20 protein-coding genes and 1 other RNA gene are annotated in these 21,880 nt (G+C 74.2%); 8 read left to right on the forward strand and 13 right to left on the reverse strand.

Going from position 1 to position 21,880, the window contains the following annotated elements:
* Nucleotides 1–249: 249 nt before the first annotated feature.
* Nucleotides 250–1,050, reverse strand: coding sequence for a peroxide stress protein YaaA (gene yaaA, locus ABZ924_RS27605; protein WP_361915250.1), 801 nt, complete (start codon nucleotides 1,048–1,050; stop codon nucleotides 250–252).
* A 102-nt stretch (nucleotides 1,051–1,152) separates the two neighbouring features.
* On the opposite strand from yaaA, the gene ABZ924_RS27610 reads away from it, so the two are divergent.
* Nucleotides 1,153–2,595 carry an RNB domain-containing ribonuclease gene (locus ABZ924_RS27610; RefSeq protein WP_361915253.1) on the forward strand — a complete coding sequence of 481 codons (1,443 nt, stop codon included), beginning with the start codon at nucleotides 1,153–1,155 and terminating at the stop codon, nucleotides 2,593–2,595.
* A gap of 69 nt (nucleotides 2,596–2,664) precedes the next feature.
* Here the strand turns inward: ABZ924_RS27610 and ABZ924_RS27615 are convergent, their stop codons facing one another.
* Together ABZ924_RS27615 and ABZ924_RS27620 are read right to left on the reverse strand one after the other, a co-directional pair.
* Nucleotides 2,665–3,492, reverse strand: coding sequence for a hypothetical protein (locus ABZ924_RS27615; protein WP_361915256.1), 828 nt, complete (start codon nucleotides 3,490–3,492; stop codon nucleotides 2,665–2,667).
* An 8-nt stretch (nucleotides 3,493–3,500) separates the two neighbouring features.
* Nucleotides 3,501–4,238 (reverse strand): MerR family transcriptional regulator, encoded by a 738-nt coding sequence (locus tag ABZ924_RS27620; RefSeq protein ID WP_361915259.1) that lies wholly within the window; start codon nucleotides 4,236–4,238, stop codon nucleotides 3,501–3,503.
* Nucleotides 4,239–4,315: 77 nt separating this feature from the next.
* Between ABZ924_RS27620 and rnpB the strand changes: the two genes are divergently transcribed.
* Nucleotides 4,316–4,725: RNase P RNA component class A (gene rnpB, locus ABZ924_RS27625), an RNA gene on the forward strand.
* Between the two features lie 21 nt (nucleotides 4,726–4,746).
* On the opposite strand, the gene ABZ924_RS27630 is transcribed toward rnpB, so the two are convergent.
* Genes ABZ924_RS27630 through ABZ924_RS27640 form a run of 3 tightly spaced genes read right to left on the reverse strand, consistent with a single transcriptional unit; the run spans nucleotide 4,747 to nucleotide 7,633 of the window.
* Complete coding sequence (locus tag ABZ924_RS27630; RefSeq protein ID WP_361915262.1) at nucleotides 4,747–6,036, reverse strand: bifunctional RNase H/acid phosphatase; 1,290 nt, start codon at nucleotides 6,034–6,036, stop codon at nucleotides 4,747–4,749.
* The gene (locus ABZ924_RS27635; RefSeq protein WP_361915345.1) at nucleotides 6,036–6,779 is read right to left on the reverse strand and encodes a C4-type zinc ribbon domain-containing protein; all 744 of its coding nucleotides are present in this window, start codon (nucleotides 6,777–6,779) and stop codon (nucleotides 6,036–6,038) included. Before ABZ924_RS27635 ends, ABZ924_RS27630 begins: the two co-directional genes overlap by 1 nt.
* On the reverse strand, nucleotides 6,776–7,633 hold the full coding sequence (locus tag ABZ924_RS27640; protein WP_361915265.1) for a Nif3-like dinuclear metal center hexameric protein: 858 nt from the start codon (nucleotides 7,631–7,633) through the stop codon (nucleotides 6,776–6,778). The genes ABZ924_RS27635 and ABZ924_RS27640 overlap by 4 nt, the downstream gene beginning before the upstream one ends.
* 288 nt (nucleotides 7,634–7,921) lie before the next feature.
* Between ABZ924_RS27640 and ABZ924_RS27645 the strand changes: the two genes are divergently transcribed.
* Nucleotides 7,922–9,001: a hypothetical protein gene (locus tag ABZ924_RS27645; protein ID WP_361915268.1), complete on the forward strand. Its 1,080-nt coding sequence runs from the start codon at nucleotides 7,922–7,924 to the stop codon at nucleotides 8,999–9,001.
* A gap of 45 nt (nucleotides 9,002–9,046) precedes the next feature.
* Here ABZ924_RS27645 and ABZ924_RS27650 read toward each other — a convergent pair whose 3' ends face one another.
* Genes ABZ924_RS27650 through ABZ924_RS27660 form a run of 3 tightly spaced genes read right to left on the reverse strand, consistent with a single transcriptional unit; the run spans nucleotide 9,047 to nucleotide 11,978 of the window.
* On the reverse strand, nucleotides 9,047–9,988 hold the full coding sequence (locus ABZ924_RS27650; protein ID WP_361915271.1) for a 3-oxoacyl-ACP reductase: 942 nt from the start codon (nucleotides 9,986–9,988) through the stop codon (nucleotides 9,047–9,049).
* Nucleotides 9,989–10,002: 14 nt separating this feature from the next.
* Nucleotides 10,003–11,082, reverse strand: a complete 1,080-nt coding sequence (locus tag ABZ924_RS27655; protein WP_361915274.1) for a Zn-dependent alcohol dehydrogenase — start codon at nucleotides 11,080–11,082, stop codon at nucleotides 10,003–10,005.
* A gap of 41 nt (nucleotides 11,083–11,123) precedes the next feature.
* Entirely contained in the window at nucleotides 11,124–11,978 is an 855-nt protein-coding gene (locus ABZ924_RS27660) for a MaoC/PaaZ C-terminal domain-containing protein (protein ID WP_361915277.1), read from the reverse strand.
* 225 nt (nucleotides 11,979–12,203) lie between these two features.
* Between ABZ924_RS27660 and ABZ924_RS27665 the strand changes: the two genes are divergently transcribed.
* Complete coding sequence (locus ABZ924_RS27665) at nucleotides 12,204–12,560, forward strand: DNA-binding response regulator (RefSeq protein ID WP_361915348.1); 357 nt, start codon at nucleotides 12,204–12,206, stop codon at nucleotides 12,558–12,560.
* An 18-nt stretch (nucleotides 12,561–12,578) separates the two neighbouring features.
* On the opposite strand, the gene ABZ924_RS27670 is transcribed toward ABZ924_RS27665, so the two are convergent.
* From ABZ924_RS27670 to ABZ924_RS27685, 4 genes are all read right to left on the reverse strand, one after another.
* A complete protein-coding gene (locus ABZ924_RS27670; RefSeq protein ID WP_361915280.1) occupies nucleotides 12,579–13,328 on the reverse strand; it encodes a hypothetical protein in 750 nt (249 codons plus the stop codon).
* A gap of 20 nt (nucleotides 13,329–13,348) precedes the next feature.
* Entirely contained in the window at nucleotides 13,349–13,885 is a 537-nt protein-coding gene (locus ABZ924_RS27675; RefSeq protein WP_361915283.1) for a SigE family RNA polymerase sigma factor, read from the reverse strand.
* A gap of 197 nt (nucleotides 13,886–14,082) precedes the next feature.
* Nucleotides 14,083–15,282, reverse strand: coding sequence for a lipid-transfer protein (locus tag ABZ924_RS27680; RefSeq protein WP_361915286.1), 1,200 nt, complete (start codon nucleotides 15,280–15,282; stop codon nucleotides 14,083–14,085).
* 77 nt (nucleotides 15,283–15,359) lie between these two features.
* Entirely contained in the window at nucleotides 15,360–17,555 is a 2,196-nt protein-coding gene (locus ABZ924_RS27685) for an acyl-CoA dehydrogenase (protein ID WP_361915289.1), read from the reverse strand.
* Nucleotides 17,556–17,794: 239 nt separating this feature from the next.
* On the opposite strand from ABZ924_RS27685, the gene ABZ924_RS27690 reads away from it, so the two are divergent.
* From ABZ924_RS27690 to ABZ924_RS27705, 4 genes are all read left to right on the forward strand, one after another.
* A complete protein-coding gene (locus tag ABZ924_RS27690) occupies nucleotides 17,795–18,811 on the forward strand; it encodes a polyprenyl synthetase family protein (RefSeq protein ID WP_361915291.1) in 1,017 nt (338 codons plus the stop codon).
* A gap of 176 nt (nucleotides 18,812–18,987) precedes the next feature.
* Nucleotides 18,988–19,635 carry a class I SAM-dependent methyltransferase gene (locus ABZ924_RS27695; protein WP_361915293.1) on the forward strand — a complete coding sequence of 216 codons (648 nt, stop codon included), beginning with the start codon at nucleotides 18,988–18,990 and terminating at the stop codon, nucleotides 19,633–19,635.
* 184 nt (nucleotides 19,636–19,819) lie between these two features.
* Entirely contained in the window at nucleotides 19,820–20,899 is a 1,080-nt protein-coding gene (locus tag ABZ924_RS27700) for an N-acetylmuramoyl-L-alanine amidase (protein WP_361915296.1), read from the forward strand.
* A gap of 135 nt (nucleotides 20,900–21,034) precedes the next feature.
* Nucleotides 21,035–21,832 carry a hypothetical protein gene (locus ABZ924_RS27705; protein ID WP_361915298.1) on the forward strand — a complete coding sequence of 266 codons (798 nt, stop codon included), beginning with the start codon at nucleotides 21,035–21,037 and terminating at the stop codon, nucleotides 21,830–21,832.
* Nucleotides 21,833–21,880 lie beyond the last annotated feature (48 nt).

Below are 21,880 nucleotides of genomic sequence, written 5' to 3' on the forward strand. Positions count from 1 at the left end.
GAAAGACCGGCCGCTCCGCGCCCGGCGCGCTCAAACGCCGCGCGGGCTGAAATCAGCCCCGCCGGCGTTTGAGGCGCGGGGTCCGGGGCGGAGCCCCGATCTTTGAGCCCCGCCGGCGACTGAGGCGTTTCGGCAAGGGGCGGGGTGGGGAAGCGGCTCCGCGCCGCGGCCCGAGGCGTGCCCCGCAGCCACCGGCACCGGCACCGGCACCGGCACCACAACCGGCGGCGCCCGGCCGAACCCGGGCGGTCAGTGGATCCGGGTGACCACCACGTCCAGCGCCCACGGCTTCGCCGACTTGGCCGGCGCCTCCGCCTCGACCGTGTAGCCCAGGTCCCGGAGGGCCACCACCAGCTCCGCGGGGTCCGCGGGCTCCCCACCCGCGACCAGCAGGTCCCGTACCAGCCGACCCTTCGTCGCCTTGTTGAAGTGGCTCACCACGGACCGCTTCTCCACCCCGTCGACCACCTGCGCATGCAGCACCCGCACCGTGGCCGTCCTCCCGGCCACCTCCCCCTTGGGCTTCCAGGCGGCCCCGTAGGCCGCCGACCGCAGGTCCAGCACCAGCCCGTCACCGGCCGCCTCCGGCATCACCTGGGCCATCGGCCCCCGCCAGTACGCGCCCAGCGCCCCCAGCCCGGGCAGCTTGACGCCCATCGAGCACCGGTAGGAGGGGATCCGGTCCGTCACCCGCACGGCGCCCCACAGCCCGGAGAAGACCAGCAGCGACCGCTCCGCAAGGGCCCGGGCCGGCGCCGGAAGCTCCGCCAGGCCGAGGGCGTCGTACAGCACCCCGGTGTAGACCTCCCCGGCCGGCCGGGCGGCAGCGGTCCGCAGGCCGGCGTTCTTGGCGACCTCCCCGCGCAGCCCCTCGCTCAGCCCGAGCACCTCGCGCGCCTTCTCCTCGTCCGCCGCGCACAGTTCGACCAGCTCCTCGAGCACGGCCGCCCGCGCCCCGGCGAGCCCCGGCAGCGACAGCGTCTCCGGCTCCAGGGGTGCGCCGGAGCCGCCGGCGGCCTTTCCCTCGGACGGCGGCAGCAGCACGAGCACGGTGGTTCTCCTTCGGTACGACACGGCGCAGGGGGTGCGGCCCCCGAGCCAGGGTAGACGGCTCGCCGTGCCGTGACCGCCCGCCCGCCCTACGCTCGATCCATGCCACGCCGTCATCTGCACATGACCGGCGCAGACGGGGCTGCCCTGCGGGCCGCGCTGCGCGACCTGCGCACGGAGCTGAAGGTGCCGGGGGAGTTCCCGGCCGCAGTCCTGGCCGAGGCCGAGGAGGCCGCACGCAGCCCCCGGCTGCCGGCGCTCGACGCGACCGACGTCCCCCTGGTCACGATCGACCCGCCCGGCTCCCGCGACCTGGACCAGGCCATGCACCTGAGCAGGCGCACCTCCGGCGGCTACCGCGTGCACTACGCCATCGCCGATGTCGCAGCGTTCGTCACGCCGGGCGGAGCCCTGGACGCCGAGGCCCACCGGCGGGTCACCACGCTCTACTTCCCCGACGGCAGGATCCCGCTGCACCCGCCCGTCCTCTCCGAGGGGGCCGCCAGCCTGCTGGCCGGCCAGACCTGCCCGGCCCTGCTGTGGCGGTTCGACCTGGACGCCGAGGGCCGGGTGGAGGCCGCCGAAGTCCGCCGGGCCCTGGTGCGCAGCCGGGCCCGCCTCGACTACGCCGGGGTCCAGCAGGCCGTCGACGCCGGCACCGCCGACGACTCCCTCGCCCTGCTGAAGACCGTCGGCGCCCTGCGCGAGGGGCTGGAACAGGAACGCGGCGGCATCTCCCTGAACGTCCCCGAGCAGGAGATCGTCGCGCAGAACGGCTCGTACACCCTGGCCTACCGGGCCCCGCTGCCGGCCGACGGCTGGAACGCGCAGATCTCCCTGATGACCGGCATGGCCGCCGCCGAGCTGATGCTCGCCGCCGGAGCCGGCATCCTGCGCACGCTGCCCACCGCCCCCGACGGCGCGGTCGGCCGGCTGCGGCGGGCGGCGAAGGCCCTGCGGATCGACTGGCCGCACCACGTCCCGTACGCCGAACTCGTCCGCTCCCTCGATCCGCGCAACCCGGCCCACGCCGCGTTCCTCCAGGAGTGCACGGCCCTGCTGCGCGGCGCCGGGTACGCCGTCTTCACGGGCGGCCACACCCCGGATCCGGTCCTGCACGCCGCGGTGGCGGCCCCGTACGCGCACTGCACCGCCCCGCTGCGCCGGCTCGTCGACCGGTACGCCGGCGAGCTGTGCGTGGCGGCGGTCGCAGGGGCGGAGCCGCCGCAGTGGGCGAGGGACGCGCTGGAGGCGCTGCCCCGGGAGATGGCGGACGGCAGCCGGTTGGCCAACGCGGCCGAACGCGAGTGCGTCGACCTCGTCGAGGCGGCCGTGCTCAAGGACCGCGTGGGCGAGACCTTCGACGGCACGGTGATCGACGTCAAGGAGCAGGAGCCGCGGATCGGCACGGTCCACCTGGAGGAGCCGGCCGTGGTCGGCCGCGTGGAGTCGCACACCGGGCACCTGCCGCTGGGCGACCGGATCCGGGTGCGCCTGACGGCGGCGGACCCGGGACGGGCGAAGGTGCTGTTCGCTCCGGCGTAGCGCCACGCACCGACCGTGGCCCCTGTCGGGCACGGCCGAGATGTCCGCGGCGGCGGATGCGGCGGCCCGTCACAGGGGTGCGGGCCGCTGCAGCGCGGCCACCAGCGCGCGGGGGTCGTCCGCGTGGAAGCGGATCGCGCGGGCCTCGGCCCGGGCCCCGAGGGGCCGGGCGAAGGCGAGGGGGCGGGTCAGCTCCAGGGTGACGGTGGTCTGGCTGCCGACGATCAGGTCGAGGACCCCGTCCTCGGAGAGCGTGACGAGCCGGCCCTGCGGGTAGCGGCGCTCGACGCGGGCCGAGGCCACCGCGTCCGGCGGGACGGTCAGGTCGAACAGGGCCCCGTAGCGCAGCCGCAGGGAGCCGTCCCGGTGCAGGACGTGCGGCCGGGTCACGCAGGCGGCGTGCAGGGCGAGCACGACCAGCACGCCGTACACGTCGAGGACGAGGACGACCCGGTGCACGCCGGGCCACGGGATCAGGAGCCCGAGGGCGAAGGTCTCGACCAGGGACACGAACAGCAGCCCGTACATCAGGGCGGTCTGCGGTCCGGTGTACCGGGCCGGCAGGTCGCCCGCGCCCACCCCGTGCGGGGGCCGGCGCAGCGCCCACCGGCAGAGGGAGGCGGTGGCCCGCAGCTCATGCAGCACCACCCGGCGCACCGCCGCGGGCACCACCGCGCCCGCCGCGTCCCGCCAGGCCGCCCGGGGCGCCGCACCGCGGGCCCGCCGGGCGGCGTACAGCGACCGCAGCACCCACGCCTCCAGCAGCAGTACGCCGGCGAGGACCGCCTCGGTGCCGGCGAGCACCCACCCGGGCGGGTGGACCCCGGCGGCGAGGGCGAGTACGAGGAGGAACTCCCCCGGAACCACGGCCGCGGCCACGATCCGAGCGGCCCTCACCCGGCGGCTCACTGCCGCGCCCTCTGCGCGAACGCCTCCATCACGCGCCGTACGACCTCCGCCTGGGCGGGCGCGTACTCGGCGAGCAGCGCCTGCGCGAAGCCGGGCGCGGCCACCTCTCCTGCACCCGCCACGGCGTCGAACACCGCGTCCGGGACGGCCGCCACCAGCGCGTCGGCCAGGGCCGGGATCCGGTGGTCGTCCACGGGAGCGTCGGCCAGCGCGTCGAGCCGCTCGTACAGCGCGAGCACGGCCGGGTCGGCGGCCAGTGGGCCGAGCGCGGCGTACAGCTCGGCCCCGCCGGGGCCGGCCGTATCGAGCAGGGCCAGGTGCTCCCGGTCGAGCGCTGCGCTCGGCGAGGAGGTCGTCGGCGTCTCGGCGAGCAGGGCGGCGAGCGCCGGGGAAACGGGCCCCTCCGCGCCGGGCGGGGAGCCGCGCAGCGCCGCGAGCCGCCGCCTGCGCTCCCGGATGGCGGCCTCCTGCCGGGCCAGATCGGCGTCGAGCTCCTCCAGCACCTCGGCCAGGTCGCGCCCGGCGTCCTCGGCGAGGACGTCCCGGACCTCGTCGAGGCCGAGCCCGAGCTCGGTGAGCCGGCGGACCCGCGCCAGCAGCACGGCATCGCGGACGCCGTACGTCCGGTAGCCGTTGGGGCGCCGCTCCGGCTCCGGGAGCAGCCCGACGTGGTGGTAGTGCCGGATCGCCCGGGTGGTGACCCCGACGAGCGCGGCGATCTCTCCGATCCGCATGCCGCCAGTAGAAACCCTGCCGCTGCGGCAAGGTCAAGCGGCGCGGGCGCAGCCGGTACCATGGTCGGCACGGCAGACGAGTCGGCCGGACGGCCGCGTCGGGATCCCCGGATCCCGCCGAGGAACGTCCGGGCTCCACAGGGCAGGGTGGTGGGTAACGCCCACCCGGGGTGACCCGCGGGACAGTGCCACAGAAAACAGACCGCCGGAGGCTTCGGCCCCCGGTAAGGGTGAAACGGTGGTGTAAGAGACCACCAGCGCCTGGGGTGACCCAGGCGGCTAGGTAAACCCCACTCGGAGCAAGGTCAAAAGGGTCCGGCGTCTTCGGACGATCCGGACCTGCGCGGACGTTCGAGGGCTGCCCGCCCGAGTTCGCGGGTAGACCGCACGAGGCCGGCGGCAACGCCGGCCCTAGATGGATGGCCGTCTCCCCGGGGACCGCGAGGTCCCCGGGTGACAGAACCCGGCGTACAGGCCGGCTCGTCTGCCCCTTCCCCACTCCGTGAGATCAGCGGAGGTGGGACGTGTCGTTCAGGAGGCGCAGCGAGGCGTTGCCGTCGGCGTAGTACGCCACCGCCGACAGGGACGCCGCGGAGAGCTCCATGCGGAACAGGGATTCCGGCGGGGCGCCGAGGGCCAGGCGTACGAGGATCTTGACCGGGGTCACGTGGGTGACCAGCAGGACCGTGCGGCCCGCGTGGGCGGCCAGGAGCCGGTCGCGGGTCGCGGAGATCCGGCGGGTGGCCGCGGTGAAGCTCTCGCCGCCGCCCGTCGGGGCCGCCTTCGGGGAGTCCAGCCACGCCTGGAGGTCGGCGGGGAAGCGCTCCTGCACCTCGGCGAAGGTGAGGCCCTCCCAGGCGCCGAAGTCCACCTCGCGCAGGCCCCGTTCGACCGTCACCTCCAGCCCGAGGCGGTCCGCCACGGTCTGCGCGGTCTCGCGGCAGCGCCGCAGGGGGGAGCTGATGACCGTCTGGATGGTGCCGCGCGCCGCCAGGGCCTCGGCGACCGCGAAGGCCTGCCGGCGGCCGGCCGGGGAGAGCTCGGGGTCGCTGCCGCCGCTGCCGGAGAACCGCTTCTGCGGGGTGAGGGCCGTCTCGCCGTGGCGGAGGAGGACGAAGGTGGCCGGGGGGCCCATGTCCGGGCCCCAGCCCTGGCCCTGGCCCGCCTTGGGGGCGGAAGCCTCTGCCGGGACCGGTACCGGGGCCGCAGCCGGGACCGGGGCAGCCGCCGGTGCCGGTACCGGCACGGACGCCGTCGCGGCCAGCGCCGCGCGGACCGCTGCCGCTCCCGCCGCGGCGTCACCGGGCGGGCCGGACGGCGGCGGGGTCGCCAGGGCGCGCGCCGCCGAGGCGTCCAGGGCGGCCGCGGAGGCGGAGGGCTCCCACTGCCGGCCGAGCCGCCCCGCGTCCATCGCCTCGTTGGCGAGCCGGTCCGCGTGCCGGTTCTGCTCGCGCGGGATCCACGCGTACGTCACCTGCGTGCGGGGCAGGACCGTCGCCGCCTCCGCCGCGAGCGGCTTCATGTCGGGGTGCTTGATCTTCCAGCGGCCCGACATCTGCTCGACGACGAGCTTGGAGTCCATGCGGACCTCGACCACCGCGTCGGGCGACAGCTCGCGGGCCGCCTTCAGGCCCGCGATCAGGCCCTTGTACTCGGCCACGTTGTTCGTCGCGACACCGATGTACTCGGCGCGCTCCGCCAGGGTCTCCCCCGTCACCGGGTCGAGGACGACCGCGCCGTAGCCCGCGGGCCCCGGGTTGCCCCGGGAGCCGCCGTCCGCCTCGACCACCAGACGCATCAGATGCCCGACTCCGCCGTACGGACCAGGATGCGGCCGCAGTTGTCGTGGCGGACGACCTGGTTGGCTGCCGCGGCCTTGATCTCGTTGACCTCGGCCATGTCGAGCTCCAGGCGGCAGCCCTCGCAGCGACGCTGGTACAGGCGGGCCGCGCCGACACCGCCCTGCTTCAGGCGGATCTTCTCGTACAGGGCCACCAGGTCGGCCGGCAGGGACGCGACGATGAGCTCGCGCTCCTTGGTGACCCTGGCCGTCTCGGCGTCGAGCTCGCCGGCGGCCGCGTCGCGGCGGGCGGTGGCGTCGGCCAGCTTGGCCTCCAGGGCCGAGACGCGCTCGGTGAGCTCGGTGACCCGCTCCTGGGCGCCCTCCAGACGCTCCATCACCTCGAGGACGACGTCCTCCAGGTCGGCCTGGCGCTTGGCGAGGGAGACGACCTCGCTCTGCAGGTTGGCCAGGTCGCGGGCGGAGATGCCGACGCCGGAGTCCAGGCGCTGCTGGTCGCGGGCCGCGCGCTGGCGGACCTGGTCGACGTCCTGCTCCGCCTTGGTCTGCTCGCGGGCGGCGTCGCTCGCCTGGGTCTGGGCCGCCACGAGCAGGTCGCGCTGCTGACTCAGGTCCTTGGTCAGGGAGTCGACCTCGGCGTGCTCCGGCAGCGACGAGCGCTTGTGGGCGAGCTGGGACAGCCGAACGTCCAGGGCCTGGACGTCGAGGAGTCGGATCTGGTCGGCGGGCTCGGCGTTCAGTTGGGGGCTCCAGAGGTAGAAGGGGCGGTGGCGGACGGCGCGTGCACCGTCCAGGGGTCGGTGACCGTGCGCGAGACATGGGTACGCAGTCCCCAGCCGTGGCGCTCGGATACGGCGTCGAGCTCGGCCGCGGCCTGCTCGCACCAGGGCCACTCGGTGGCCCAGTGGGCGGCGTCGACGAGGGCGAGCGGGCTCTGCTCGCGGGCCTCGGACACCGGGTGGTGGCGCAGGTCGGCCGTCAGGAAGGCGTCCACGCCGGCGGCCCTGACCTGCGTGAACAGGCTGTCGCCGGAGCCGCCGCTGACCGCGACGGTGCGGACGGTCATCTCGGGGTCGCCGGCGACGCGGATGCCCTGCGCGGTGCGCGGCAGCCGGGCGGCGGCGCGGGCGGCGAACTCGCGCAGGGTCTCGGGGTGGTCGAGCTCGCAGATCCGGCCGAGGCCGCGGCGGCCCTCGGGGTCGGTGGGGTCGGGCACGAGCGGGCCGGTGATGCGCAGGTCGAGGGCGCCGGCGAGGGCGTCGGAGACGCCCGGGTCGGCGGTGTCGGCATTGGTGTGGGCGACGTGCAGCGCGATGTCGTGCTTGATCAGCGTGTGCACGACGCGGCCCTTAAAGGTGCCGGCCGAGACGGTGGTGGTGCCGCGCAGGTAGAGGGGGTGGTGGGTGACGAGGAGGTCGGCGCCCAGCTTCACGGCCTCGTCGGCGACCTCCTGCACGGGGTCGACGGCGAACAGGACCCGGGAGACCTCGGCGTCGGGGTCGCCGCAGACGGTTCCGACCGCGTCCCACTCCTCGGCCCGCGAGGGGGGCCAGAGAGCGTCCAGCGCGGCGATGACTTCAGAGAGACGTGGCACAGGCCAAGGCTACCGTCCGTACGGGAGGGCGAGGGTCCGCGCGGGCCTCCCGTACCGGCCCCGAGGACGTACGGGGACGTGCGCGGCAGCAGCACGTCACCGGCCCGGTGGTGGGGCGCCCGTCGACCCCGCACCCGGCCCACTCCCCACGCCGGACACCGGGGAGCACAACCACCACCTCCATCACAGGCGAACCGCCGGGCGGCCACCCGTATGTGTGAAGCGGTGGTGGTGTTGTTGTTCGGATGGAGTGCGAAAACTAGCTTCCTCACCGGAGGTGACGCACGGATGACTGTCTGTGCCATCGAGATCACGACGGCTGCCCCGTTCACCATCGCCGCGGACGGCTCGTACGCAGCCCGTCTGGCCGGGAACGGCGAGGCGCGATACCCGGAGCGCTGGACCCTGGCCGGGCCCGAGCCGTACGCGGTGCCGCTGCCGCTGGCCCAGCCCGAGGAGGCCGACAGCGAGGTGCTGGCCCTGGCCGACGGGCGGGTCCTGATCCACCGGCGGGTCGCGCAGCGCCATGCCTTCGCGCTGCTGTACCCGACCGGCGGCGCCGCGGCCGGCCCGCGCACCGGTGAGCTCCCGCTCGGCGCGGTCGAACCGGAGGCCGAGGGCGTACGGGTGTCCCTGCTGCCCCCGTCGCCGGACGGCTTCGGCGCCTTCGCCCTGGCCGCCGGCGAGGCCGAGACCACCGTCTGGCAGGTGGCCGGCGGCTCCTTCGCGCAGGTGGCCCGCATCCCCGGCCGCTGCTCCGGCGGCGTCTGGCTGGACCGCGGCGGGCGGATACTGGCCCTGGACCGGGAGCTGGACGGCACGGTCAAGGCCGTCGCGGTGGACCTCGGCCGCGGCGGCGGGGTCTCGCCGCTGCTCCAGATCACGGAGGGCAGCGACGACCGGCTGCTGCTGGCCGACCCCGACAGCGGGCTGCTGCTGATCCGCTCGGACGCCCCGGGCGAGCCGCGGCTGGGCTGGGGGGTACTGGGCAGCGCCCGGCCCGTACGCTTCCCCGAATGCCTGCGCGGCACGTCCGCCACACCCTTCGCGGTCCAGCCGGGTCAGGCCCTGATGCCGGAGACCTGCGCGGTCGCGCTCCGGCTGGAGGACGGCGGCATCGGCCTGTGGCGCCCCTCCGACCGGCACGTGTTCCGTCTCGGCGCGCCCGCCGGCTGGCACGGCACCGGGCTGTGGAGCGCCGAAGGCCGGCTGCGGCTGCCGTACTCCACCCCCGAGGCGCCCTGCGGGATCGCCGCGCTGAGCATGCCGGTGGCCCCGCCGCCCCCGGTCCGCCTCGACCCGCCGGCCTCCGCGCCCCGCCCCGTACCCCTGCAGCAGGCCCCTCTCCACCGGGCCGGGCGGGACTGAGACCCGGCAGGTGACACATCCCCCGGCCCGCCCGGCCGCGGCGGCCTAGTCGTGCTTGAGGCCGAGGACCTCCGCCGCGGCGAACGTCTCGTTCGCCGGGCGGGCCGCATAGTGCGGGGCGAGGACGCCGTCCAGTTCCTCGTAGGAGAAGACCTCCTTGGCGGTGTCGAACTTCGCCGCCACCTTCGGCCGGTCCATCACCACCACGATCCCGCCGTGCACGACGAACAGCTGGCCGTTGGCCTGCGCCGCGGCCGGCGAGGCCAGCCAGCCGACCAGCGGCGCGACGTGCTCCGGGGCCAGCGGGTCGAGCTTGCCCTCTTCCGGCACCTGGAAGCCGGCGAAGACGTCCTCCGTCATCCGGGTGCGGGCCCGCGGGCATATGGCGTTGGCCGTCACCCCGTACTTGGCGAGGGCCAGCGCGGTCGAGGTCGTCAGACCCACGATGCCGCCCTTGGCCGCCGCGTAGTTCGGCTGGCCGGCCGAGCCCGCGAGGAAGGCCTCCGAGGAGGTGTTGACGATCCGGCCGTAGACCGGGCCGCCCGCCGCCTTCGAGCGCTCGCGCCAGTGAGCGGAGGCGAAGTGCGTGGTGTTGAAGTGGCCCTTGAGGTGGACCCGGATCACCGAGTCCCATTCCTCCTCGGACATCGAGAAGACCATCCGGTCGCGCAGGATGCCCGCGTTGTTGACCAGGATGTCGAGCTTGCCGAACCGGTCCACCGCCAGCTCGACCAGCTCGCGCGCCTGCTCGAAGTCGGCCACGTCCCCCAGGTGCGCCTCCGCCCGGCCGCCCGCCGCGCGGATCTCCGCGGCGACCTCCTCGGCGGGGGCGGCCGAGGCCTCCCCGGAGCCGTCGCGGCCGGGCTGGCCGAAGTCGTTGACGACCACGCTCGCGCCGAGCCTGGCCAGTTCGACCGCCTCGGCCCGGCCGAGCCCGCGGCCGGCGCCGGTGACGATGGCGGACAGTCCCTCAAGCGGTAGCGACATGTGCGCGGTTCCTCTCAGATCTCGATGCAGGTGCGCAGGGCCACGCCCGTGCGCATCTGGTCCAGGGCGTCGTTGATCTCGCCGAGCCTGACCCGGTGGGTGATCAGGCCCGCCAGGTCCACGCGTCCGGCCCGCCACAGCGCGATCGTGCGCTCGTACGACCGCAGCACGTCGCCGCCCCCGTACATCGACGGCAGGATCTTCTTCTCGTCGAAGAACAGGGAGAACATGTTGACCGAGTAGTTGTCGTCGAGGGCGCCGGCTCCGACCACGACGACCGAGCCGCCGCGCCGGGTGGCGTCGTACGCGGTCTTCGTGGTGGCGGACTTGCCGACGACCTCGAAGACGTAGTCGAAGCCCTCACCCGCGGTGATCCGGTTCTTGGCGTCGCCGAGGGCCTCGGGCGCGACCGCCTCCGTCGCCCCGAACCGCAGCGCCGCCTCGCGCCGCGAGGCCACCGGGTCCACGGCGACGATCTGCGCCGCGCCCTGCACCTTGGCGCCCTGGATGACGGAGATGCCGACGCCGCCGCAGCCGATGACCGCGACCGAGGAGCCGGCCTCCACCTTCGCGGTGTTGATGGCCGCACCGAGCCCGGTGGTGACGCCGCAGCCGATCAGTGCGGCGATGTCGTACGGCAGGTCGTCAGGGATCTTCACCGCGCACGCGGCGGGCACGACCATCTCCTCGGCGAAGGTGCCGGTGCCGGCGAAGCCGAAGACCTCCCCGCCGCCCGCGCGCCGGAAGTTCGGGACGGCCACGTTCCCGAACGACTCCAGGCACAGGTGGCCCTGACCCCGCTTGCAGGCCGGACAGTGCCCGCACGGCGGCAGCCAGCAGACCAGGACGCGATCGCCGACCGCATGGCTGGTGACCCCGTCGCCGACGTCGACCACCTCGCCCGAGCCCTCGTGGCCGGGGACGAAGGGCGCGGGCTGCGGCAGCACACCGCTCATCGCGGAGAGGTCGGAGTGGCACAGGCCGGTGGCCTTGATCCGGATCCGCACCTTGCCGGGCCCGAAGCCTGCGGCCTCCATGTCATCGACGACCTCGAGCTTGTCCTGGCCTATCTCGCTCTGCAGCGCTGCGCGCACGGTGCGGCTCCTAGGATCGGTGGGGCTGGGGTGTCCTGTCCTTACGCGTGCTCGACGACGGTGTCCGCGAGGACCGGCGCGTCGTCCCGTTCGACCGCGCTCACCGCGACCTGGACGCGGCCGGGCTCCTGCCACATCCGAATCCGCAGCGTCTCCCCGGGGAAGACGATCCCGGCGAAGCGCGTGCGGTAGGAGCGGACCCGGGACACGTCCCCGCCGAGCACGGTGTCGACGACGGCCTTGAGGGTCATCCCGTACGAGCACAGGCCGTGCAGGATCGGCCGGTCGAAGCCGGCCAGCTTGGCGAACTCCGGGTCCGCGTGCAGCGGGTTCCAGTCGCCGGAGAGCCGGTACAGCAGCGCCTGCTCCTCGCGGATCAGCCGCTCCTCGATCCGGTCGGGCTCCCGCTCGGGCAGCTCCATCCGCTCCGACGGCCCGCGCTCCCCGCCGAAGCCGCCCTCACCACGGACGAAGATCTGCGCGTCGGAGGTCCACAGCGGCCCGTCGGCGTCGGCGACCTCGGAGCGCAGCACGATGACGGCGGCCTTGCCCTTGTCGTAGACGGCGGCGACCTTGGAGCGGGAAGTGGCGCTGCCCTTCACCGGGATGGGGCGGTGCAGCTCGATGGAGTGCCCGCCGTGCAGCACGGCGGCCAGGTTGACCTCGATCCCGGGCGCCCCGAGTCCGCCCAGCATGGCCATCCCGGCGCCGGCCACGGTGGCGAAGCTGGGCAGGACGTGCAGCTTCGATTCGAGGGTGTAGCGCAGTTCGTCCGGGTCGGTGGCGGGGCGTCCGGCTCCCAGCCCCAGGTGGTAGAGCAGGATGTCCTTGTGGTCCCACGCGATCTCGCTGCTGCGAGGTTCGGCGGCCAGGGCCTTGGCGGCATCGATCGGCATGAAGATGCTGCTCCTTGTTCCTTTTGGAAGACCCCGGCGCGGCCGTCCGCACCGTCGGCCGCACCGGGGTCGTATGCGGACCGGCTCCACGCGTTCTAGAACGCGTTCTATCTGTTCCGGTGAGGGAAATGTATAACGCACCCCTGTGGAGTTGTGAAGACTCCTGACGCCGTGTCAGAAGTGGTGGCGCGGACGCGCCACCCCTACCCTGGCGGGGTGGACGAAATGCCACGGGACCACCCTCCCGCCAAGTCCCTCCGGGTCCTGATCAGCCCGCCCGACCCGGCCCTCGCCGTCCTGCTCGGCCTCCAGCCCGACATCGACGTCGTGCCCTCGCTCTACTCCCGCCCCCAGGTCGCCCTGGCCGACTCCGTGGAAGCCGCGGCCGCACTGCTCGCGGAGGATCCCGACTGCCGGGTCCTGGTGATGACGGGCTCGGCCCACCCCGGCCTGCTGGACGCCGCGCTCGCCGCCGGCGCGGCGGGCCTGGTCCTGCGTGACGTCCCGGTCGAGGACCTGGCCCGCTCCCTGCGCGACGCCTCCATGGGCGAAACCGTCATCGACCCGGCGCTCCGCCCGTAACCCGGCCCGGGCCATGCGCTACGGGGCCATCACCCGCTTTCGCTCCCCAGAGGCGTCGTACACGTCCCAGTAGGCGAGAGGACCCCGCTCAGCCGGGGAGCCGACGAACGCCCACCGTTTCGACGACCGCTCGACAGGGACCAGCTTCGGCTCGCTCGTTGTCCCGTCCTTCCAGCCGACGACCACACGCTGGACCTGCGGATCGAAACTGCCCACGTAGAGCAGGGGTCTCGGGTCCAACTCCGTCAGGACCAGCCGGAAGTTCCCGCTCGTCATGCCTCCCGCCCAGACGGGGCCTATGGGGAACCCGGCCCCCGGCCTGTTTCCCGGTTCGACCGAGACCCGTCCCCACGGCCAGGGGCCGGGCCCGGTCGACCCGATGTCCTCGGGCGGGATCCGCGTTTCGTCGTCCACGTTGATGATCCCCTTGGGGCCTCGCTGCATGGTGACCACAGCCCGGTAGATCTTTCCGTCGAGCGCCACCGAACCGATCTCGGTGGACACCTTCTCCTCCTCGGCCGGAAGGACCTTCTTGTGCGACGCCGCCTGCTGTCCGTCCCGGCCATCGGCCAAGGCCGACACGGCCACCCCGCCCAGCGGTATCACCAGGGCCGCGGCCAAGGCCGCCGTCAGGAGGTGGCGGCGGGTCCGCCGCCGGCGGCCGCCCCGCATCACCGCACCCACGGGTGCCGGGCCCACCGCCAAGCCGTCCGCGGCCTCGGCCAGGCGCGCAGCCACCTCGTCCTCCAGGCCGGTCGCCGTCTGCATCGCGCTCCCCTCTCCCCCACTCATCGTCCGGTCGCCCCCACCAGTGCGGGTATGGCCCGCAGCTTGGCGATCCCCTTGGCCGCATTGCTCTTCACCGCGCCGACCGAACAGCCCATCGCCTCGGCCGCCTGCGCCTCGCTCAGGTCCTCCCAGTACCGCAGCACCACCGCCTGCCGCTGCCGCAGCGGCAGCTCGGCCAGCCCGCGCATCAGGGCCGCGCGGTCCTCCGCCTGGGCGATCCGGTCGCCCTTCTCCGGCCGGTCGGCCAACGTGGCCGATGGCCCGTCCACGCCCGGGGGCGCCAGATCCTCCTTGAGGCGCCGGCGAAACCGCCGGGCATGCGTATTGGCCAGCACCCGCCGCACATACGCATCCGGATCATCCGCCTGGCTCACCTTCCGCCAGGACGCGTACACCTTCTCCATCGACGCCTGGACCAGGTCCTCCGCCGCGTACTGCTCGCCCGTCAGCAGATATGCAGTCCGCATCAACCGCGGCCACCTGCTGGTCATGAAGCCCTGGAACTCCTCGTCCAAGGCCTCCTTCCGTCCCCCCATGACACACCTCCTACCTCTTGAGAGTCCACGGACCTCCCGAACCGTTGCCCCGCCCCGAACGCGACCGCCGAACGCCGACCACCGACCGCTGACCGCCGCCCCCTGACCGCCGACCGCCCCACGCCGAACGGCCCGCCCCCGGCCGAAGCCGGGAACGGGCCGCGCGGACACGTGAAGCGGCACGTGAAGCCGAAGGTCTACGGCCGCCGCAGCATGGTCACCACCGCCGCCCCGCCCAGTCCGATGTTGTGGGCCAGCCCCACCCCGGCCCCCGCCACCTGCCGGGCCCCCGCCTCCCCGCGCAGCTGCCACACCAGCTCGGCCGCCTGCGCCAGGCCCGTCGCGCCGAGCGGGTGCCCCTTGGAGATCAGCCCGCCGGACGGGTTGACCACCCAGCGCCCGCCGTACGTGGTGGCTCCCGACTCGACGAGCTTCCCCGACGCCCCGTCCTCGCACATCCCGAGCGCCTCGTACGTCAGCAGCTCGTTGATGGAGAAGCAGTCGTGCAGCTCCACCACGTCCACGTCCTCGATGCCGAGCCCGGAGCTCTCGTACACCTGCCGGGCCGCCGCCGCGGTCATCGGCTTGCCCACCACGTCGATGCAGGAGCCGGAGGAGAACGAGGCCGGCGTGTCCGTGGTCATCGCCTGGGCGGCGATCTCCACCGCCCTGCCGTGCAGCCCGTGCCGGACGAGGAACCGCTCCGAGACCACCACCGCCGCCGCGGCCCCGTCCGATGTGGGCGAGCACTGCAGCTTGGTCAGCGGACGGTGGATCTCCTTCGCCGCCAGCACCTCCTCCACCGTGTACACGTCCCTGAACTGGGCGTTGGGGTTGTCCGCCGAGTGCCGGTGGTTCTTCGCCCCGACCGCCGCGAGCTGCGCCGCGGTGGTCCCGTACCGCTCCATGTGCTCGCGTGCGGCGTTGCCGAAGATCTGGGCGGTCGGCGGGGACATCTCGAAACCGTGCCGTGCGGCCATGATCCCGTAGTGGCGGGCCACGGGCGAGGTCTTGAAGTCCCCGCCGTCGGCCCCACCGCCCAGGGCGCCCTTCTTCATCTTCTCGAAGCCGAGCGCCAGTACGCAGTCGGCGAGGCCGCCCGCCACGAGCTGCCGGGCCATCATCAGCGCCGTCGATCCGGTCGCGCAGTTGTTGTTCACGTTGTAGACGGGGACCCCGGTCAGCCCCAGCTCGTACGCCGCCCGCTGCCCGGCGGTGGAGGCCTGGAAGCAGTATCCCGCCGGGACGTGTTCGACCAGCTCGTAGCCGATGCCCGCGTCGGCGAGCGCGGCGGACCCGGCCTCCTTCGCCATGTCCCAGTACTGCCAGTCCCGCGATTCGGGCTTCTCGAACCTCGTCATGCCGACGCCCACGATGTACGACTTCGACGGCTTCATCTGCGCTGACTCCTAGTCCTCTGGTCCCTTGATCCCTGCAGTCCCTTGGCCCCTGCAGTCCCTCGGCCCTTAGTCCCTTAGTCCCTGGGAAGGCCGAGGATCCGCTCGGCGACGACGTTGAGCTGGACCTGCGTGGTGCCCCCGGCGATGGTCAGGCAGCGGGACATGAGCACCCCGTGCACCGCCCGCTCCCCCGCCCCCTCGCACACCGCGCCGTCCGGGCCGAGCAGTTCGAGGGCCAGTTCGGCGGTCCGCTGCTGGTGCGGGGTCTGGACGAGCTTGCGTACGGACGCACCCGCGCCCGGCTCCAGCCCGGACACCTGCTGGAGCGTGGTGCGCAGCCCGATGCAGGCCAGGGCGTGCGCCTCGGCCAGCAGTACGCCGATCCGGGCGCGGCAGGCCCCGTCGAGGCGGGGGGCGCGGGCAAGCAGCGCCTCCAGGCCGGTGTCGAAGGTCATCCGGTCGGCCATGTGGACGCGCTCGTTGCCGAGGGTGTGGCGCGCGACCTGCCATCCGCCGTCGGCGGCCCCGACGAGGGCGTCCGCGGGCAGCGGGGCGTCGTCGAACCAGACCTCGTTGAACAGGGCCTCGCCGGTGATCTCCCGCAGGGGGCGCACGGTGATGCCGGGGGTGTGGCGCATGTCGACCACGAAGTAGCCGAGCCCCTTGTGCTTGGGGACGTCGGGGTCGGTGCGGGCCAGGAGGATCCCGAAGTCGGCGGTGTGGGCGGAACTCGTCCACACCTTCTGGCCGTTGATCCGCCACGAGCCTTCGGCCCCGACCCGCTCGGCCCTGGTGCGCAGGCCCGCGAGGTCGGAGCCCGCGCCCGGCTCGGAGAAGAGCTGGCACCAGGTCAGGTCGCCGCGCAGGGTCGGCAGCAGGAACCTTTCCTTCTGCTCGGGCGTCCCGTACGCGATCAGGGACGGCACGACCCAGGTGGCGATCCCGAGGTCGGCGAGCGCGACCCCGGCGGCGGCCAGCTCCTGCTGGACGACGAGCTGCTCGACGGGTCCGGCGCCGAGCCCGTACGGCGGCGGCAGGTGCGGTGCCGCATACCCGGTGGGCGCGAGGACCCGGCGGGCGGCGGCCGGGTCGAGGCCGCGGGCCGCGGCGATCGCGGTGCGGGCGGCAGCCCGGTACTCCTCGGCCTGCGGCGGCAGGTCGATGCCGAGGGCGCGCCGGGCGCCGGCCGCGGCGAGCTCCACGGCCCTCGCGCGGTGGGCGTCGCCGGGGCCGAGCAGCTGCCGGGCGACGATGGCCCGCCGCAGGTGGAGGTGCGCGTCGTGCTCCCAGGTGAAGCCGATCCCGCCGAGCACCTGGATGCAGTCCTTGGCGCATCCGTACGCGGCGTCCAGGGCGGTCCCGGCGGCCAGCGCGGCCACGAGCGAGCGCACCTCCGCTCCCCCTTGCGCCCCGCCCGGGCCGTCCGCGGCCCGGGCGGCGTCCCAGGCCAGGGCCCGGGCCTGCTCCAGGCGGACGAGCATGTCGGCGCACAGGTGCTTGATCCCCTGGAACTGCCCGATGGGACGGCCGAACTGCTCGCGCACCTTGGCGTACCGGGCGGCCGTCCCGACCGCCCACGCGGCCGTCCCGCAGGCATCGGCGGCGAACAGCACGCAGGCCAGGTCGCGGACCAGGTCCTCGTCGAGGTCGAGCAGCCGGCCCGGGCCGACGGCCACCCCGCGCGCCCGCACCTCGGCGGTGGGCCGGGTCGGGTCGGCGCAGGCGTGCGTACGGATCTCCAGCGCGGCGGCGTCGACCGCGAACCAGCGCACGCCACCGGCGCCATCGGCGCCGTCCGCTCCGTCGGCCCGGGCGGCGAGCAGGACCAGGTCGGCCTCGCCTGCGCCGAGCACCGGCGGCGCGAGCCCCTCGAGGAGGTGCTCCCCTTCCGCGCCGGCAGTGGCGGTCACGGTGCCGGGCCCGAGGGCGACGGCCCCGATCCGGGTCCCGTCGGCCAGGGCCGCGGCGAGCCCGGCGGCCCCCGCCCGGTGGAGCAGGACGGAGGCCAGGGCGCTGGGCAGGTACGGTCCGGGCAGCGCGGCCCGGGCGGCCTCCTCCACGGCGGTGGCGAGGTCGAGGAGGGTGCCGCCCTCCAGGTGCGGGGCGAGGAGTCCGCTGCCCGCGAGCGCGTCCCAGTAGCCGGGCCGCACCCCGGTCCGGGGCGGGCCGTCGAGCAGTTTGCGCACCTCTTCGGGAGGTACGGTGCGCGCCGCCCAGCCGCGCACGGCGTCGGCCAGGTCGCGCTGCTCCTGCGTGATGGCGATGCCCATACGGATCCCTGCCGCCTCTCCGACGTACCCGGCCGGCGCCGGGCGGTCCCCGGTCGCGGTCCCCTGATCGGCGGTCAGAGTAGAACACGTTCCATTCTGACGGAAGGTCGGATGCGAGCGCCGTGACGACCCACAACGAACCGGCCGTGTCCGGAAATCGCTCTAGCTCCCCTCCTCCCCGAATGATCAAATCTGGGGCGTTCACGCCAGCCCCAATTCACCAGGGAAGGGAATAACCCGTGAATTGCGTCTCCTATGTGGATCTGCACCGGCAGGTGTCCTTGGACATCGAAGCGGAATTGGAATCCGCCATAAGAAATCTCGACCCCGCCTCGCATACGAGCGCGGCCAGGAAAGCCGTCATCACCCTCCTGCGGCACCAGAAACTGAAGCATCCCCTGTCCGTGCTCCCCATGCTGGTCCACGGCGCCGAAACGGGAAATACCGCACCGGCCGTCCCGCTCTCCGCACTGCACGTGCTGTGGTGGACCTCGGCCTGCTATCTCGACGACCTCGCCGACGCGCACCGAGGGCCCGCCGCCTCCGAGGGGATCGGGCGGAACGAGGCCCTCATGGCCTCCGTCCTCGCCGGAACCGTGCTCCCGATCCGGATCATCCACTCGCTGCCCGCACCGGAGTGCGTACGCGGCCGCCTCGCGGCCGAGATGGCCACCGGCTGGGCGGTCGGGGTCGAGGGGCAGCTCCGCGACATGGGCGGGGACCCGGCCGCCGCGACCGCGCGCTCGGTGATCACGGCCTACCGCGGAAAGTCCGGCGGCCCCTTTTCCATGATCACCGCCATGGCGGCCCTATTGTCGGGAACCGACGAGGGAAGAATCGAGCTCTGGCGGGAGTTCGGCTACGTCTTCGGCATACTCTGGCAGATATTCAACGACCAGGAGGACATCCTCTCCGGCCGCAACGAGGACCTCCGCAACGGAACCGTGACCTATCTGCTCACGTGCGCCCTGGAGGAATCCCCCTCGCCCGCCGCCCGGGGACACCTCCTCGCCCTGTGCTCCGCCGCCCGGGATTCCGGCGCCGCGCGCACGGAACTCACGAGTGCGCTGCTCGAACCGTCCGTCCTGCGGCGCTACCGCGCGGATCTGGCGGCCTTCCGCGCCGAGGCCCATCGCCTCCTCGGCGTACTGGGCGGCGACGAGCAGTACCTGCCGGTGCTACGGCATCTCGTGGAGCAGGCCTCCGCGATGCTCCTCCAGCCGGCCCCGGTTCCGGTCGCCCCGGTGACGGTGTAGTCCGTACGCCACCGGCCGCATGCCGTGGCGTATTCCCGGACCGCACTCCGGGACTGCCGTGCTCCGCTCCGCGGACGGCCGGACTCCGCTCGGGCCCGCACCGGAAACCCCGGCCATGGCGTCCTACCTGCCAGTAGGGCAGCATGGGCCGCTCACGCGCAGTTCAGGAGGAACCCATGGCCCCCGCCACCCCCAAGCCGGAGACCCTCGCCGCCTTCGAGGCCGCCAAGGGGTTCATGCCCGTCACCGAGGGCCTCGCCCTGTACGAGGCCGCGGCCGGAGCCGCGGCGCTGGGCCTGCCGCTGCTGGAGGTCGGAACGTACTGCGGCCGCTCGACCATCCTGCTGGCCGACGCCGCCCGCGAGGCCGGAGTGAGCGCGATCACGGTCGACCACCACCGCGGCAGCGAGGAGCAGCAGCCCGGCTGGGAGTACCACGACCCGTCCGTGGTGGACCCCGAGGTCGGGCTGATGGACACCCTCCCCACCTTCCGCCGCACCCTGCACCGGGCCGGCCTGGAGGAGCACGTCATCGCGATCGTGGGCCGGTCCCCGCAGGTCGCCGCGGCCTGGGGCGGCAGCCTCGGCCTCGTCTTCATCGACGGCGGCCACACCGACGAGCACGCCACCGGCGACTACGAGGGCTGGGTCCCGCACCTCGCCGAGGGCGGCACGCTCGTCATCCACGACGTCTTCCCGGACCCGGCCGACGGCGGGCAGGCCCCGTACCGGATCTACCTGCGCGCCCTGGCCTCCGGCGCGTTCGAGGAGGTCTCGGTGACCGACTCGCTGCGCGTGCTGCGCCGCATCGCCCCCGGCCTGTAGCCCACGGCCCCCGTGCGAACGGGGCCAGGGCAGGCAGGGCACGCGCGGCAGGCACGGTCGGGCAAGGCGCCGGACAGGCGGCGTACGGGCAAGCGGAGCATTAGGCATATCGGGATATAAGCGCACACGCCCTCGAACGGCCCAGTCCCGCCCTGCCAGAGGACCCCCGGACTAGCATCGCGGCGTGCCCTACGACGACAGCCCCCCGCCGCCCGAGTCCGCCCCGCCTCCCGAGGCCGCCCGGCCGCCCGGCTCCGGCCGGCCGCCCGGCCCAGCCCCGTCGGCCGACCCCGCCGACTCCGCCCCGCCCGCCCACTCCGCCCCGCCCGCCGAGACCGCCGCCGCGGCCGGCCCCGACCGCCGGTGGTTCGCACGCCGCTCCGCCCTCGCCGTCGGGGCGGCCGTCCTCGCCCCGACCTGCCTGGCGGGGTGGGTCCTGTTCCAGGTCACCACCGGCGCGGGCGCGGACGACGCCCGGCCGCCGCGGATCGTGATGCCGGCGGCGACCGGCACCGACGCCTCGCTCACCCCGCCCCCGGCAGCCTCCGCGAGCGCCGCCCCTGGCAGCTCCCCCGACGCGGCCGCGAAGGACCCGCTCGCCGGCAAGACCGTCGTCATCGACCCCGGCCACAACACCGGCAACTTCAACCACAGCGCCGAGATCAACAAGAAGGTGGACATCGGCACCAACCTCAAGGAGTGCGACGCCACCGGCACCACCACCAACGCCGGTTACAAGGAAGCTGAGTTCACCCTCGACGTCTCGCGCCGCCTGCGCACCGTCCTCCAGGCCAAGGGCCTGAAGGTGGTGTTCACGCACGACGGCGAGCGCCCCTGGGGCCCCTGCATCGACGAGCGCGCCCGCATCGGCAACCAGGCGAACGCCGACGCCGTGGTCTCCGTCCACGCGGACGGCGAATCCGAGGGCAACCGCGGCTACCACGTCATCCTCCCGGCCAAGGTCAAGGGCGGCGCCGCGGACACCGCGGCGATCGTCGGCCCCTCCCGGGACCTCGGCGAGAAGATCGCCGCGAACTTCGCCCGCACCACCGGCACCTCGCCCGCCAACTACCTGGGCGGCGGCACGGGGTTGGTCGTCCGCGACGACCTGGGCGGCCTCAATCTCTCGACCCGGCCCAAGGTGTTCGTCGAATGCGGCAACATGCGTGACAGCAAGGACGCGGCGCTGCTGACGAATCCGGACTGGCGGCAGAAGGCGGCCCAGGGTATTGCGGACGGCATCGTCGGCTTCCTCGGCGGGTAGTCCCACCGGGACAGCCTGCCGCCCCGATCCTCTCGGCAGCGGGAAACCTCCGTACCATGGTCCAGCCCGCCCCCGCTCACGGATGCGCGACCGCGGCACCACGAGACGACCGAGACCGAGAAGGACACCTGACACGTGAATATCCGCTCCCTCACTCGAGGCGACGGCGTGGTGATCGGAGCAGCGGCGTTGCTGTTCATCGCCTCGTTCCTCGATTTCTACTCCGCGACCGGCATCGATGCGCCGAGCGCGTGGGACACCGACGTCTACCGCCTGGCGCTTCCCACGATCTTCCTGCTCGGCTTCATCGCGGCCGGCCTGCTGGTCGGGGGCCGTTTCCTGCCGCAGTCCCGTCAGCTGGCGGGGCTTCCGCTGTCGGCCTGGGGCACCGTGCTCTCGGTCGCGGCGGCCTGGTCCTCGCTGTGGTCCCTGATCACCTGCCCGAGCGGCGCCGACCTGGGCCCCGGCTGCATCATCGCCTTCCTCGCCACCCTCGTGCTGGCCGGTGTCGCACTCGCCGGCGCGAAGGTCCCGGCGCTGGCCGGACCGCTGGTGCCGGAGTCGCGCCCCGCCGCGCCGGCGCCGTTCGGCGGCCAGCCGCAGCCCGGCACCGGGTACGGCTACCCGGGCGGCCAGCAGCCGCAGGGGTACGGCGCGACCCCGCAGCCGGCCCCGCCGTACGGCGGCGCGCCGAACGCGGGCCCGCAGGACGCGGCGCCCGCGCCGGCGGCGGACTTCGCCCCGTTCTGGTTCGCGGTCCCGGTGGCCCGTCCCCTCTACGCCGAGGACGGCTCGCCGACCCCGATCGCCGAACTCGCCCCGGGCACCTGGTACCTGGCGGTGGACCAGCGCGGTCCCTCGACGCTCATCGCGCAGACCCAGGACGGCCGCCGCGGCGTCCTGAACGACACCTCCGGCATCCAGCGCGGCTGACACGGCGCAGGCCGCGTACGCAACGCACGCCGCCCGCGTACCGCATGC

The sequence above is a fragment of the Streptomyces sp. NPDC046876 genome (genome assembly GCF_040645035.1).
GTDB lineage: Bacteria > Actinomycetota > Actinomycetes > Streptomycetales > Streptomycetaceae > Streptomyces.